At 66.6% G+C, this 15,221-nt stretch carries 13 protein-coding genes; 6 read left to right on the forward strand and 7 right to left on the reverse strand.

Annotated elements, in window-relative coordinates; genetic code table 11:
• Positions 1-73 precede the first annotated feature (73 nt).
• The 5 genes from AC3FNH_RS21415 (at position 74) to gstA (ending at position 5,040) form a co-directional block, all read left to right on the forward strand.
• The gene (locus AC3FNH_RS21415; RefSeq protein WP_488721479.1) at positions 74-1,270 is read left to right on the forward strand and encodes a serine hydrolase domain-containing protein; all 1,197 of its coding nucleotides are present in this window, start codon (positions 74-76) and stop codon (positions 1,268-1,270) included.
• A 65-nt stretch (positions 1,271-1,335) separates the two neighbouring features.
• A complete protein-coding gene (locus AC3FNH_RS21420) occupies positions 1,336-2,064 on the forward strand; it encodes a maleate cis-trans isomerase family protein (RefSeq protein ID WP_276099080.1) in 729 nt (242 codons plus the stop codon).
• A 32-nt stretch (positions 2,065-2,096) separates the two neighbouring features.
• Positions 2,097-3,518 (forward strand): dihydropyrimidinase, encoded by a 1,422-nt coding sequence (hydA, locus tag AC3FNH_RS21425; protein WP_488721480.1) that lies wholly within the window; start codon positions 2,097-2,099, stop codon positions 3,516-3,518.
• A gap of 24 nt (positions 3,519-3,542) precedes the next feature.
• Positions 3,543-4,280, forward strand: a complete 738-nt coding sequence (locus AC3FNH_RS21430) for an aspartate/glutamate racemase family protein (RefSeq protein ID WP_488721481.1) — start codon at positions 3,543-3,545, stop codon at positions 4,278-4,280.
• A 133-nt stretch (positions 4,281-4,413) separates the two neighbouring features.
• Complete coding sequence (gene gstA, locus AC3FNH_RS21435; RefSeq protein WP_488721482.1) at positions 4,414-5,040, forward strand: glutathione transferase GstA; 627 nt, start codon at positions 4,414-4,416, stop codon at positions 5,038-5,040.
• Here gstA and AC3FNH_RS21440 read toward each other — a convergent pair whose 3' ends face one another.
• The 7 genes from AC3FNH_RS21440 to AC3FNH_RS21470 all read right to left on the reverse strand — a co-directional run bounded on the left by AC3FNH_RS21440 (position 5,041) and on the right by AC3FNH_RS21470 (position 12,908).
• Positions 5,041-5,832 (reverse strand): oxygen-binding di-iron domain-containing protein, encoded by a 792-nt coding sequence (locus tag AC3FNH_RS21440; protein ID WP_488721483.1) that lies wholly within the window; start codon positions 5,830-5,832, stop codon positions 5,041-5,043.
• Positions 5,833-5,967: 135 nt separating this feature from the next.
• The gene (locus tag AC3FNH_RS21445; protein WP_488721484.1) at positions 5,968-6,606 is read right to left on the reverse strand and encodes a glutathione peroxidase; all 639 of its coding nucleotides are present in this window, start codon (positions 6,604-6,606) and stop codon (positions 5,968-5,970) included.
• A 91-nt stretch (positions 6,607-6,697) separates the two neighbouring features.
• Positions 6,698-8,269 carry an MDR family MFS transporter gene (locus AC3FNH_RS21450; RefSeq protein WP_488721485.1) on the reverse strand — a complete coding sequence of 524 codons (1,572 nt, stop codon included), beginning with the start codon at positions 8,267-8,269 and terminating at the stop codon, positions 6,698-6,700.
• A 292-nt stretch (positions 8,270-8,561) separates the two neighbouring features.
• Entirely contained in the window at positions 8,562-8,999 is a 438-nt protein-coding gene (locus AC3FNH_RS21455; RefSeq protein WP_276099073.1) for a CBS domain-containing protein, read from the reverse strand.
• Positions 9,000-9,148: 149 nt separating this feature from the next.
• On the reverse strand, positions 9,149-10,567 hold the full coding sequence (gene dbpA, locus AC3FNH_RS21460) for an ATP-dependent RNA helicase DbpA (protein WP_488721486.1): 1,419 nt from the start codon (positions 10,565-10,567) through the stop codon (positions 9,149-9,151).
• A gap of 35 nt (positions 10,568-10,602) precedes the next feature.
• Entirely contained in the window at positions 10,603-11,538 is a 936-nt protein-coding gene (locus AC3FNH_RS21465) for a DUF72 domain-containing protein (protein ID WP_488721487.1), read from the reverse strand.
• Positions 11,539-11,693: 155 nt separating this feature from the next.
• Entirely contained in the window at positions 11,694-12,908 is a 1,215-nt protein-coding gene (locus tag AC3FNH_RS21470; RefSeq protein WP_276099070.1) for a DUF4382 domain-containing protein, read from the reverse strand.
• 511 nt (positions 12,909-13,419) lie between these two features.
• On the opposite strand from AC3FNH_RS21470, the gene AC3FNH_RS21475 reads away from it, so the two are divergent.
• On the forward strand, positions 13,420-15,219 hold the full coding sequence (locus AC3FNH_RS21475) for a methyl-accepting chemotaxis protein (protein WP_488721488.1): 1,800 nt from the start codon (positions 13,420-13,422) through the stop codon (positions 15,217-15,219).
• Positions 15,220-15,221 lie beyond the last annotated feature (2 nt).

A 15,221-nucleotide genomic window follows, 5' to 3' on the forward strand; every position in this document is an offset into this window, starting at 1 on the left:
CAAAAAAAGCCATATCCGCACCCGTCGCGCAGGCGTCCGTCCAACGGACGGCGCGCGATGGAGGAGACACATCATGACTCGCATCCCCCGCATGCTGGCCGCCGCCGTGCTTGCCGTCGGCGCCCTGCAGGCACACGCCGCCCCGGCGGCACCCGCCCGTGCAAGCGCCGACGGCATTCCGAGCGCGCAACCCGAAGCTGTCGGCGTCGACTCGGCCAAGCTCGTGGCTTTGTCCGAATGGATCCGCCGCGACAAGCTCGACGTGCGCAGCCTGCTCGTCATCAAGGACGGCAAGCTCGTGTTCGAGCGCTACGGCGACGGCCTCTCGCGCGACTACAACCATGAGCTGTATTCCGTCACCAAGTTCATCAGCGCCCTGCTGGTAGGCACGCTGGTCGGAGACGGCAAGCTCAACGCCGAGGACGCGCCGGCCGCACGCCTTGCCGCCGCGCGCCCCGACCTTGCGCCGGCGCTTGCCAACAAGCAGGCGATCCAGTTGCGTCACCTGATGTCGATGTCGAGCGGGCTGTCGTACAAGCTCGTGGAAGGCACCGACACGCTCTACTACGGCGTGCCCGACCGGCTCAAGGTCGCGGCCTCCGCCAGCGTGCGCGTCGCGCCTGGCACCGAGTTCGACTACATCGACGTCAATCCCGTGCTGGTCGGCGCCACCATCAGCCAGGTCACCGGACTGCCCGAGCAGCAATATGCCGAGAAACGCCTGTTCAAGCCGCTCGGCATGCAGCACTACCGCTGGGACGGCGCCGATGGCAAGGGCGCGGTCTCCGGCGGCTGGGGCCTGCGCCTGCGCTCCATCGATATGGCGCGGCTCGGCATGCTGATGCTGAACCAGGGCCGCTGGAACGGCGAGCAGGTCGTGCCGGCATCCTGGGTCGCACGCATGACCACGCCGTCCGGACCGGCGCCGGACTATGGCTTTTACTGCTGGGTCAATAACATCGTGAAGAGCGAGCGCGAATTCAGCGCCATGGGCTACAAGGGCCAGTTCATCACCGTGCTGCCGAAGCAGAACGCGGTCATCGTAATGAACAGCATCATGTCCACGCAAGGCGGCCTGCGCGACGCGGCCTACCTCGACCTGTACCGGCGCATGGTGAACGACTACGTGCTGCCCGCGCTGCAGGCAGGCAAGGCCGTGCACCCGGACGCCGCGCGACAGGCGGCGCTGCGCAAGGAGCTCGAGCTGGCACGCACCAGCCAGCGCGTGCCCGGCACCGCCCTCGCCTTCAACGACAAGCCCGAACAGTAAGCCCAAAAACAAACAGCGGAGCGCCGCGCATGACGGCGCCCGCACCACTCCTGAGAACCATTGCAATGACCAAGCAAATCCGCCTCGGCATGCTGACGCCGTCCTCCAACACCGCGCTCGAACCGATCACCAGCGCGATGGTCAGCGGCCTGCCCAATGTGAGCGCGCATTTCTCGCGCTTTACCGTCACCGAGATCTCGCTGCGCGACCAGGCGCTGGGCCAGTTCGACCTGGAGAAGATCCTGGCCGCCGCGCGCCTGCTCGCCGACGCGCGCGTCGACGTGATCGCGTGGAACGGCACGTCGTCGGGCTGGCTCGGCTTCGACAAGGACGAGGCGCTGTGCAAGCAGATCACCGAAGCCACGGGCATCCCCGCCACCACCTCGGTGCTGGCGCTCAACGAGATCCTGGAGAAGACCGGCGCCCGCCGCTTCGGCCTGGCCACGCCGTATCTCGATGACGTGCAGCAGCGCATCGTCGCCAACTACCAGCGCAGCGGCTTCGACTGCTCGGCCGAGCGCCACCTTGACCTGCACGTAAACTACAGCTTCGCCGAGGTCGAAGAGGACATCATCCGCACCATGGTGCGCGAACTCGCCAAGGATGCGCCGCAGGCCATCACCACGTTCTGCACCAACCTGCGCGCGGCGCACCTGGTGGAAGCGCTGGAAGCCGAGACCGGCATTCCCGTGTACGACACCATCTCCACCGTGGTGTGGAAGTCGCTGCGCCTGGCCGGCGTCGACACGCGCGCGCTGACCGGCTGGGGCCGGCTGTTCCGCGAAGTCCAGTAAGGCAGCGACATCAAGAAACCGGAGTGATGACCATGCCCGCAGACAACAACCTCGACCTGGTGATCCGCAATGCCGACGTGGTCACCGCTTCCGATCGCTTCCAGTGCGATATCGGCGTGCGCGACGGCCGCATCGTCGCGCTCGGCCAGGGCCTGCCGCAAGGCAATCGCGAAATCGATGCCACCGGACTGCTCGCGCTGCCCGGCGGCGTCGATGGCCACTGCCACCTGGACCAGCCCATGCCCGACGGCATGCGCATGGCCGACGACTTCTTCACCGGCACGCGCGCGGCCGTCTGCGGCGGCACCACCACGGTGATCCCGTTCGCCGCGCAGGAAAAGGGCGCCTCGCTCAAGGCCGCGGTCGAGGATTACCACAGCCGCGCCGAAGGCCGCGCCGTGATCGACTACGCGTTCCACCTGATCGTGGCCGACCCGACGCCCGCGGTGCTGCAGGACGAACTGCCGGCGCTGATCCGCAAGGGCTACACCTCGTTCAAGGTCTACATGACCTATGACGACCTCAAGCTGTCGGACCGCGAAATGCTGGAGGTGCTCGACGTCGCGCGCGAACACAAGGCGCTCGTGATGGTCCACGCGGAGAATTCGGACTGCATCTCGTGGCTCACCGGCAAGCTGACCGGCGAAGGGCGCATCGCCCCGCGCTTCCACGGGCTCGCGCGTCCCGCGCCGGTCGAGCGCGAGGCCACGCACCGCGCCATCACGTTCGCGGAACTCGTCGATGTGCCGATCCTGATCGTGCATGTCTCGGGCAAGGAAGCGATCGAGCAGATCCGCTGGGCACAGGGCCGGGGGCTGAAGATCCTCGCCGAGACCTGCCCGCAGTACCTGTACCTCACCGCCGAGGACATGGGCCTGCCCGGCGATGACGGCTACGAAGGCGCCAAGTGCGTCTGCAGCCCGCCGCCGCGCGACCCCGAGAACCAGGCCGCCGTGTGGCGCGCGCTGGTCAACGGCGTGTTCAGCGTGTTCTCGTCGGACCATGCACCGTTCAACTACGACGATCCGCAGGGCAAGAAGCTCGGCGGCAGCACCGAGCATTCGTTCGACCACATTCCCAATGGCGTGCCGGGCATCGAAACCCGCCTGCCGCTGTTGTTCGACGGCGTGGCGCGCGGCAAGCTGTCGCTGCACCAGTTCGTCGAGCTGACCTCGTACCGCCCGGCCAAGATCTATGGCCTGTATCCGCGCAAGGGCACCATCGCGGTCGGCGCCGATGCCGACATCGTGCTGTGGGATCCCGCACGCAAGGTGCGCATCACCAACAGTGCGCTGCATCACGCGGTCGACTACACGCCGTATGAGGGCATCGAAGTGACGGGCTGGCCCGTGACCGCCTTCTCGCGCGGCGACATGCTCGTGCGCAATGGCGAGTATCTGGAGCCCGCGGCCGGACGCGGCAGGTTCCTCGAAGCGGGGCAACCCGAGGTCTGAACCAGAATCCATCGCAAACCCAACATGAATCTCCTGATCGTCAACCCCAACATCAGCGAGTCGGTCACCGACCTGATCCACGCGGAAGCCCTGCGCACCGCCGCGCCCGAAACGCAGATCACCATGGCCACCGCGCAGTTCGGCGTGGCCTATATCGAAACGCGCTTTGAAGCGCTGGTCGGCGGCTACGCCACCGCGTGCGCGGCCGCCGAACATGCCGGCAAGTTCGACGGCCTCGTGGTCGCCGCGTTCGGCGACCCGGGCCTGGCCGGCCTCAAGGAGCTGTTCGACGTGCCCGTGGTCGGCATGACCGAAGCCGCGCTGGCCAGCGCCTGCCTGCTGGGCCAGCGCTTCTCGATCATTGCGATCTCGCATCGGATCGAGGCGTGGTATCGCGAATGCGTGGCCAGCAACGGGCTCGCCTCGCGCCTGGCCAGCATCCGTTCGCTGCAGGAGCCGCTGCGCGATATCGGCAGCGTGCAGGAAGACCATGCCGCGCGCCTGGAAGAACTGAGCCTGCAGGCCGTGCGCGAAGACGGCGCCGACGTGATCATCGTCGCCGGCGCGCCGCTCGCGGGACTGGCGCGTTCGCTCAAGGGCCGCATTCCGGTGCCGGTCGTCGATGGCGTCAGCAGCGCCGTGCGCCATTGCGAATCGCTGGTCGCGCTGCAGGCCGGCACCACGCGCGAAGGCAGCTTCGCGCGCCCGCCGCGCAAGCCCAATGCGGGCCTGCCGGCAGCGCTCTCGCAACTGCTCGCCTGATCGCACGCTCCTGTGCAAATTTGCAGGGCCGCTCCGCGCCCCTGCGCATTGCCTGCCACCGGGGCGAGTCCTAGACTGCCTGCACGGCCACTGCAAGACGCAGTGGCCGCCCAACGCGACATAGGACATCCTGATGAAGCTCTACTATTCCCCCGGCGCCTGCTCGATGGCGGTCCACATCGCCCTGCGTGAAGCGGGCCTGCCCGTCACGCTCGCCAAGGTCGACCTGATCCACCACAAGCTGGTGGAAGCCGAGCACGGCACCGACGACTACTATACGGTCAATCCGCGCGGCTACGTGCCACTACTGCAGCTTGACGATGGCTCGCGCCACAGCGAAGTCTCGGCACTTCTGCAGTACATCGCCGACCTGGTGCCCGAGCGCAAGCTGCTGCCGGCTGCCGGCACGCGCGAGCGGCTCGAAGCCAACGGCTGGCTCACGCTGGTCTCCACCGAGCTGCACAAGGTGTTCAGCCCGTGGCTGTGGCACAAGGAAACCGCCGACAGCACGGCGCAGGCGTGCAAGGCCAAGCTGCAGCTGCGCTTCGCCGAACTCGACCGCCACCTGCAGTCCCGCGAGTACCTGACCGGCAGCACCTTCACCGTGGCCGATGCCTACTGCTTCACGATCATGGGCTGGGCACGCATGCTGATGATGCCGCTGTCGGCCTACCCGTCGCTGCAGCAATACCTCTCGCGCGTTGCCGCGCGCCCTGCCGTGCAGGAAGCCATGCGCGCGGAAGGCCTGGTCCGCGACTGATCAGGCCATCGCGGCGCGGGCTGGCGGCACGCGGTAGTGGTTAGGCGTGAGCAGGTCCAGCCCGCATTGCAGGTTCTCGACCCAGTCGATAAAGCGCGCCACCATGGCCTTGCCACGAAACGACGGCCCGTGCTGCGGCACGATCCAGTCAATGTCGAGCGTTCGCGCCATGGCCGCCCACAACCGGCAGGCGCGGTTGCCGCTCATGTAGCGCTGATGGAACGGCAGCATGCGCGGTGCATGGGCATCGAAATCCGTGACCGTGGTGCCGGCTTCGCCGGCGCTCGTCATGGCAGCACCCAGGTCGCCCGAGAACAGGATCTTGCTGACCGGGTCGTAGAACTGGAAATTCCCCTCCGAGTGCAGGAAGTGCGCCGGCAGGGCAAGCAGCGAACCGCGGCCGAGCGGGATATGCGCGCCGGCATCGGGAATCGTGACGATGCGGCCGGCGGTCTTGCCCGCCTGGCAGAAATGCGGAAGAAAGCGTGCCCAGACCTTGGAGATGAGCACCTGGCAATCCGACCCCGTCAGCCAGCGCCCGACCGAGGCGACGATATCCGGATCCGCGTGCGAGGCCAGGACGTAGTCAAGCTGCTTTGGCGGAAAGTAGCGGCTGATGGCCAGGTACAGCTCGCTGTAGGTCATGTTGCCGCCGGGATCGATCAGCGCGCCGTGGCCGTGGTCCACCACCAGGAACTGGTTGGTCTGCACCACCTCGCCATGCGCTTCCTCGACCAGGTCGGCAAACATCAGGCAGGTGTGTCCGTCTGCGTCGTACAAGGTGATGCCCATCGTCGCGCTCCGCCATCTGAAAGCGGCGACGTTAATCAGCGGGCAACAATGGGAGCTTGATGCAGGTCAATTTCCGTAAGCAAAACAGCCCGGCCATGGCCGGGCTGTCGCAAGCGAAAGACAGGTACGGACCGCTCAACGCGGGCTGGACAGCAACTGTTCGATCTTCGCCACGAACTGCTTGTCGTCGGGCTTGGTCATGCTGTTGTAGCTGGCCACGACCTTGCCGCTGCGGTCGATCAGGTACTTGTAGAAGTTCCATTTCGGCGCAGTACCGGTTTCCCTGGCCAGCAGCGCGTACATCGGATTGACTTCGCCGCCGCGCACGTGCGACTTGCCGAGCATCGGAAACTTGACGCCGTAGGTGTTGTAGCAGAAATCGGCGATTTCCTTGGACGACCCCGGCTCCTGCGCGAAGTCATTGGACGGGAACCCCAGCACCACCAGCCCGCGATCGCGATACTTGGCGTAGAGCGCTTCGAGCCCTTCGTACTGCGGCGTGAAGCCGCAATAGCTCGCGGTATTGACTACCAGCACGACCTTGCCGGTGTACTGGCAGAGGTTCTGCGGCGCTTCGTCCTGCAGGCGCGGGAACTGGAAATTGAGCGAGGCCGGGCAGTTGCCGGCCGGTGCGGCGGCCGGGATGGCGGCTGGCTTGTCGGCGGCACGGGCGGGGTGCGGCAGCAGGGCAGCGCTGGCAGCGGCAAGCGCAAGCACCGCGGCAAGCATGGCAGGGCGAACGGAAGCGGCGAGGGCGGTGTGACGGCGGGTCATGCGGAGTCTCCTGTCTCGGGAATCGGGACGGCTCGCTGTATCGGGTACGCGATAGTTTACGCCGATGCCGGGCTTGCCGCCGGCCGGCCGCTCAGTCCATGGCCAGCGTGGCGGCGTGTTCGGTGACGCTGCCGCGCAGTTCCAGGTCCGGCATGCAGCGCACGATGCCCAGTGCCAGGAGGGCCGCCACAGCCCCTACGGCAAAGATCAGCTGAAAGCCCGATTCAACGCCCGCGGCAAGCACCTGCCGCACCATCGGCGACAACTGCGCGAGCGCTTCGCTGCCATGTCGCAGCGCGCCCAGGTCCAGCGCCTGCGTGACACCGGCCGCAGCCGTGGCGTGACGGAATTCCACCGTCAGCAGCGTGCCGGCCAGTGCGCCGCCAAGCGCGCTGCCGAGCGAGCGCAGCACCAGCAGCGCGCCCGTGCCGGCGCCCGTGTCGCGGCGCTCGAGCACGTTCTGCACGCTCATCAGCGTGCCGACCATGGTCATGCCCAGGCCGGTGCCGCCCACAGTCATCGCCAGCAGCACCACCGCCAGCGGCACGGCGGGCGTGGACAGCGCCAGCACCGCGAGGCCCAGCACCCCAGCCACGAATCCAGCCGTCAGGATGCCGCGCATGCGGCCCACGCGCGGCGCCAGCCACGCCACGATGAAATTGCCCGCCACGGTGGCCAGCAGGAAGGGCATCACCAGCAGGCCCGACATCGACGCATCGGCGCCGCGCACGAGCTGGAAGTGCAGCGGCAGGGCGAAGATGCACAGGAAGATATTCAGCGCGGCCAGCGCCGAGGCCGCCACGCCCATCACATAGGCGCGGTTGGCAAAGAGCCGCGGCGGCAGCATCGGGTCGGCGGCGCGGCGCTCCTGCCAGGCCAGCGCGGCCACGGCGGCCACCGTCAGCAATGCCAGCAGGCCAAGCTGCGGCGACAGCCAGTCGAACACATCGCCGCCCCAGCTCATCGCCAGCAGGAACGCGACGATGGCCACGGCCAGCAGCAAGGCGCCCAGCCAGTCCACGCGCGCGCGGCCGCCGCGCGCGGGCAGCATGGCCAGGCCGCGGTAGCACATCAGCATGGCCAGCCCGCCCAGCGGCAGGTTGATCCAGAACAGCCAGCGCCAGGACAGGTTGTCGGACACCCAGCCGCCCAGCAGCGGCCCGGCGATCGACGCCACCGCCCATACCGTGGCCATATAGCCCTGGTAGCGCCCGCGCTGGCGCGGTGCCACCACGTCGGCAATGGCGGCCTGGGCCAGCGACATCAGCCCGCCGCCGCCAATGCCCTGCAGCGCGCGGAACAGGATCAGCTGCCCCAGCGACTGCGCCATCGCACACGCGACCGATGCCAGGATGAACAAGGTGATCGCCACCATCAGCAGCCGGCGCCGCCCGAAACTGTCGGACAGCTTGCCATACAGCGGCGTGGCGACGGTCGAGGTGATCAGGTACGCGGTCACGATCCACGACAGGTGCCCGAAGCCGTTCAGGTCATTGGCAATGGCCGGCACGGCCGGGATCACCACGGTCTGGTCCAGCGCCGCGAGCAGGATGCACAGCACGATGCCGCCAATGACGCGCATGATGGCGTGGTGGTCGTGGGCGGGGGCGGGGGCGATGGGACTTGAAGCGTTGGCCTTGCTGGCCGGGGTAGGCGAGGACATGGGCAGACAACAGCAGGCACGCAGCCAGACGGCCGCAAGCGGGCAACAAAGCAGGGGACTGGCCGGCCGGAAGTCCAGGCGCGCGGCGTCAGGCGCCGCGGCAGATGGCCGGAATTACGAATTCAGTAACCGCATAATTATATGCCGGTATCGCATATGGCGTGCGTGCGCCAGTGCGTCAACACGACCGGCCAGGAACGCGCTTGCGTCCGACCTAATGTGCCAGATCAGGCACATGAAGGCAGATAAGCGGAAGAGCGGTGCGCGAGGTGTGCACCGCTTTTTGGGCCAGCTAGCGGCCGCCGTGGATATAGTGCTCGAGCTGCTCGATGATGAACTGCTGCTCGGAGATGATGTCCTTGACGAGGTCCCCGATCGACAGCATGCCGATCAGTTCTTCGCCGTCCATTACCGGCAGGTGGCGCATGCGATGCTTGGTCATCAGCGCCATGCACTCGTTGGTGGTCTGGTCACCGCTGACATAGATGACCGACGAGGTCATGATGTCGCGCACCAGCGTATCGCGCGACGAGCGCTGCATCAGGATCACCTTGCGCGCATAGTCGCGCTCGCTCAGGATGCCAACGATCTTGCCGTGCTCCATCACCAGCACGGCACCGATGCCTTTTTCCGCCATCAGCTGCAGCGCGGCATACACCGTCGCCGTGGGCGGAATGCTGAAGATGGCCTGGCTCGGCTTGGACTCTACGACCTGGCGTGCGGTTGTCATCACCCACTCCTCTTCTGTCGATCATGCGCTGCGGCAGAAATGCCATGTCCATCCAGATTAGCAAAGGATCGGGCGCCGTTACAGGGTGACTTACACGAATCTTCGTGAAGTCAGATCTGAGCGAAACTATGCGGTGGCCCGTGGACTGCTCACTCCGTCAGCATCCTCACCTTCACTTTCTTCCCTTTGACCTTCCCGGCATTGAGCCGGCGCACCGCTTCCCGGCCGATGGCGCGATCCACCGCGATGTAGGTCGACATCTCCATCACGTTGATCTTGCCGATCTGTTCCTTGGTGAAGCCGGCCTCGCCCGTCAGTGCGCCGAGGATGTCGCCCGGACGTATCTTTTCCTTGCGCCCGCCCAGCATCTGCAGCGTGACCATGGCCGGTAGCAACCGCTCGTTGCTGGCCGGCCGCAGTTCCGCCAGCGCATGCCATTCGAACTCGCCGCCGTGGTGCTGCTCCAGGTTGCCCACGCGCCCCATCTCGTCCATGCTGACCAGGCTGAAGGCCCAGCCCTCCTCGCCGGCACGGCCGGTGCGGCCGATGCGGTGGATATGGACTTCGGGGTCGGGCGTGACTTCCACGTTGATCACCGCTTCGAGCTGCGCGATATCGAGTCCGCGCGCGGCCACGTCGGTGGCCACCAGCACCGAGCAGCTGCCATTGGCGAACTGCACCAGCACCTGGTCGCGGTCGCGCTGCTCCAGGTCGCCGTGCAGGGCCAGCGCCTGGAAGCCCTGCGCGCGCAGCAGGTCCACCAGGTCGCGGCAGCGCGCCTTGGTATTGCAGAACGCCAGCGTGCTCGCCGGACGGAAATGGTCCAGCAGGCGGCCCACGGCGCCCAGCCGCTCGCCTTCGTCGACCTCATAGAAATACTGGCGGATGCTGGTGCTGTCGTGCCGCTCGGCCAGCTTGACCTCCTGCGGCTTGCGCAGGAACTTCTGGGTCAGCTTGTCGATGCCGGGCGGGTAGGTGGCCGAGAACAGCAGCGTCTGGCGCTCGCGCGGGCAGCGGCTGGCGACATAGGCAATGTCGTCGAAGAAGCCCATGTCGAGCATGCGGTCCGCTTCGTCGAGCACCAGCGTATTGATGGCGGACAGCTCCAGGCTGCCACGGTCGATATGGTCCAGGATGCGGCCCGGCGTGCCCACCACGACATGCGCGCCATGGACCAGGCTGTCGACCTGCGGGCGCATCGGCGAACCGCCGCACAGCGTCAGCACCTTGACGTTCTCTTCGGCGCGCGCCAGCCGGCGGATTTCCTGGGTGACCTGGTCGGCCAGCTCGCGCGTGGGGCACAGCACCATGGCCTGCACGTCGAAGCGGCGCGAGTCCAGCCGGTGGAGCAGGGCCAGCGCAAACGCGGCGGTCTTGCCGCTGCCGGTCTTGGCCTGGGCGATCAGGTCGTGGCCTGCAAGCGTCAGGGGCAGGCTGGCGGCCTGGATCGGCGTCATCTCGTCATAGCCGAGCTGGGCCAGCGTGGCCAGCATGGCCGGCGACAGGGACAGGGCGGAAAAATCCGCGGCGGGGGCGCCGGCTTGCGGCGATTGGGAGTTTTCGTTCATGCCGGATTGTAGCAACGGGGTTTCGGACAACGCCCTCAGGCGCGCTTTTTCACCGGCACCGGCTCCCGCGGCTCCCACCCCAGGCGCGACAGCAATGCCTGCGCGGCCGCCGGGGCGCGTTCCTTGGCGCCGTTGATGAAGAAGATGAAGACTTCGCGCCGCGTGGCCGCCGGCTGTTTGTCTTCCACCTGCTCCAGCTCCGCCGGTGCCTTGCCCGCGGCCCAGGTATGCGCGTGCCCGGCCCACGCATCCAGCGCCTTGGGCCCGTAGCCGGTCTTCAGCTTCTCGCTGCTGTCCATCAGGCGCGCATAGACAAAGTCCGTGGTCAGGTCCGCGATCGACGGAAACTTCGGCGAATCCGTGTAGACCGTCGCGGCCTTGTGCTTGCGCGCGAGCTTCAGGTACTCAGACGACCTGAAACTGTCATGCCGCACTTCGAGCACGTGGCGCAGCTTCACGCCTTCCACCGAATCGGGCAGCAACTGCAGGAAGGCCTCGAAATCCTCGGCGTCGAACTGCTTGGTCGGGGCGAACTGCCAGACCAGCGGCCCGAGCTTCGGGCCAAGTTCCGCAATGCCGCTGTCGATGAAGCGCGCAATCGAGTCGCCGGATTCCGCCAGCACGCGGCGGTTGGTGGCAAAGCGCGAGGCCTTCACCGAGAACACGAAATCATCGGGCGTCTCGTCGCGCCACTTGGCGAAGGACGTGCGCTTCTGGGTACCGTGATAGGTGCTGTTGATCTCGATGGCCGTCAGGTGGCGGCTCGCGTATTCAAGCTCGCGCGACTGCGCGAGCCCTTCGGGATAGAAGTTGTCGCGCCACGGCGCGTAGCTCCATCCGCCGATGCCGACGCGTATCAAGGTATCGGCCGTGCCTGACGCACCGGCCTTGCGCCGCGAAGCGGGCTGCCGTGCCGAGGCTGGCGACTCATCTGGCTTGGCGGCGGACTTGCCCGCGGTACGTGCTGCCATGGCGCAATACTCCGGGGACGCGAGACTCAAAGTCTAGCGGGAATCCACGGCCAGCGGAAACGAAAACACGAAGCTGCAAAAGAGAGATCAGCAACAAGAAAGCCGGAAGCAGGCTTGCGCCCGCTTCCGGCTCTTCAGACCGCTGCTGGCTTCGCTCAGAACGAGAAGTTCTGAACCACGTCGGCGGCGTTCACATCCACCTGCTGCGTTTTCACCACGCCTGTGGAGCTGGTGGCCTGCACGCCGTACTTGCCGCCTGCGGCAGCGTCAGGCTGCAGCGGAATCGGCAGCGCTGCCTGGTACGTGCCGATCACCGGCGCGGCAACCGGCAGCGCCGGCGCGGCCAGGAAGAAGCTGTAGGCACCGGTATCGGAAGCGGCAGCGGTCGCGGCGATCTCGAAGGTACCGCCGCTGACCAGCTGCAGCGCGCGCAACGTCGCTTCGGCAGATGCCGGCGACACCGTCCCCGAGACCCGGCGGTACGTCGAAGTCGGCAGCGACATCGGTGACGCAGAGGTCGAGATCGCGGTGCTGCCGCCTGCCACCACCGGCACGCTGCGCACGATACCCGTGGCGCGACCATTGGCGGAGCCCGGCACCACCACCACATCCACCGGACCTGCAGTGCTGCTCTGCTCGATCGGCGACAGCGTGAAGTTGCCGTTGGCGTCCGCCACCGTGGCCTTCACGACCACGCCATTGCGCTCGGCATAGACGCTTGCGCCCGGGGCCGAAGCCACCACGCCGGTCACGGCGCCGCTGACCACGGTCGGTACCGCCGTCACCACCGGCTTCAGGCCAAAGCTGCCATTGCCACGCTTCACCACCGACTTGCAGGCATCGAAATCCAGCACCAGGTCGGTCAGCGTGCCGGACGATACCGTGAATGGCCGGTTGATCTTGATGCCCGATTGCACCGCGCTCGGCGTATCCAGCGTCTGTTCGCTTCCGCCGGTAGGTACGACGGAATTGGCCAGCGCAGCCGCACCTCCACCGGTGTTCGCGTCGAGCACCAGCCGGATCTGCTGGTAGTTCCCAGCCGACAGCGCGGTCTGGCCCAGCGTGGTGAGCACGCCGTTGGTTAGCGACAGCAGATCGATCTTGCGCGCGGGCGACACATCGATATTGACCCAGCCGCTACCGTTGGGATCGGCATTGGCGTCGGTATGCACGCGCACCCTGTTGACGGTCACGAAGACGTGGTCGAAGCCGCAAGACGGCGCGTCGGTCATGGAAACGTTCAGCGTTCCCTGGCCACCACCGCTGCCACCACCATCACCGCCGCCGCCGCATGCTGCCAGCCCAAGGGCGCCGGCCAGTGCGACGATGCGCAATGCGCTGGAAGAATAAGAAAAAGAAAGAGCTGACACGGTGTCTCTCCACCTGTTTGGTTGTGGGGTGACCGCAGAATATGCGCCAGACGGCATAAGCGTTGTAAGTGTTTGTAATGAGCCGTAAGGGAATGTGGTCTATTGCCTGCATGACCGCTCAGCCAGACTTTACCGCTGGCAGGATGTATGCATGGGCGCGCGCAGCACAGCGCGGCGACGCAATTGCTGCGCCGCCATCGACCGTGCAATGGCCGCTCGCCGCGATATCGCGCTGCAGGGCAATGCCAGTTGCACGCAATGCATCGTCACGCATTGCGCCCTGCGACATCATGCAGTGAAGGGGGACTTGCATTCGCGAATGCACGCATTCACGACAGCACCAAGTGCCGGATCGCGCACCAGGTTGGCGTGTTGAATCCGCAACATGCGCCGATTTTCACGATGACCGGCCGGGCAGCCTCAAGTCAGCGGAACGGACTCCGTTTACCTGCCGGTGTGGAGACCCCACGCTCAAACGCCCCCAACGATTCCCTACGAAGGAACTGTCCCGATGTTCACCACCATCCGCGCGCGGATCATGGCCCTATGCGTGGCCATTGTCGTCGCCGCACTGGCCCTCAACGCGGCGCTCAGCCAGATCGTCGCCAACCGCTACAACAACGAAGCGATCGACAGCAGCCTCACGGCCGTGCAGAACGGCCACGCCGCCGCCATCACCGACTGGGTCGCTTCCCACAGCCAGATGATCAACTCGCTGCAGGACGCCGTGCTGCAGCCTGAACCCGACGCCGCGCTCAGGCAGATCGCCGATGCCGGCGGCTTCACCAACGTCTACGTCGGCTACGCGGACAAGACCGCCAGGTTCTCGAACCCGGCCGGCATTCCGCCCGGCTACGATCCCACCGGCCGCCCCTGGTACAAGCAGGCCATCGGCGCCGGCAAGCCGGTAGTGACGCCGCCCTATGTCGATGCGGGCACCGGCAAGCTGGTGGTCGCGTTCGCGGCGCCCGTGGTGCGCGACGGCGGCGTGAAAGGCGTTGTCTCGGGCGACGTGGCCATGGACACCGTGATCGCCAACGTCAAGGCGATCCGCCCGACGCCGGCAAGCTTCGGCATGCTGGTGTCGAAGAACGGGCTGATCGTCGCGCACCCCGACGACAAACTCACGCTCAAGCCGGTGTCGGAACTGGTGCCGGCGCTGGGCGCCGACAAACTTGCGACGTTGCCCGGTGCCACGCAACCGCTTGAAGTGAAAGTCGCCGGCGTCGCCAAGCTGCTGCGCGCGCGTGAGATCCCGAACTCCGACTGGATGGTGATCGTCGCGCTGGACAAGTCGGAGGCCACCGCCGGCATGCGCTCCGCGCTGGTTGCCGCGGTGCTGGCGCTCATCATCATCGCCTGCGTGGCGGCGATTGTCGCCGGCGCCGTGACGGCGGTGTCGTTCCGGCGCCTGTCGCAGATCCGCGATGCCATGCGCGCGATCGGCTCCGGCGATGGCGACCTCACGCAGCGCCTGCCCGCCGGCGGCCGCGATGAAGTTGCGCAGATCGCCGTGGCATTCAACACCTTTGCCGACAAGCTCTGTACCGTCATGCGCGAGATCCGCGACGCGAGCGAATCCGTACGCGCGGCGTCGGAGGAAATCGCCGCCGGCAACATCGACCTGTCGCGCCGCACCGAAAGCGCGGCGGCCAGTCTCGAGCAGACTGCAGCTTCGATGGAAGAGATCACGGCAACGGTATCGCAGTCCTCGAACTCGGCTCAGCAGGCCAGGGATTCCGTCGGCACGGCATCGCGCGTGGCACAGGACGGTGGCGTGGTGATCGGCGAAGTGATCAGCACCATGGGTGAAATCGAAAGCGCCTCGGTGCGCGTGGCGGACATCATCAACGTGATCGAAGGCATTGCCTTCCAGACCAATATCCTCGCGCTGAACGCCGCCGTCGAAGCCGCGCGTGCCGGCGACCAGGGACGCGGCTTTGCCGTGGTGGCGGGTGAGGTGCGCGCACTGGCGCAACGCAGCGCGCAGGCCGCCAAGGAAATCAAGACGCTGATCGAAACGACCGTGGGCAGCGTGACCACCGGCTCGGGTCAGGTGCAGCGAGCCGGCGAGACCATGAATGAGATCGTCAGCAATGTCTCGAAGGTGACCAGCATCATCTCCGAGATCACGCATGCGGCTATCGAGCAGACACGCGGCATCCAGGAAGTGAACAAGGCCGTGACCCAGCTCGATGAGATGGTGCAGCAGAACGCGGCGCTGGTGGAGCAATCCACGGCCGCGGCTTCGGCGCTGCAGTCGCAGGCGGCGAGCCTGGCGGGGGCGGTGGGACAGTTCAGGCTCGGTTGAGT

This window comes from Cupriavidus sp. 22TCCZM01-5 (genome assembly GCF_057798915.1).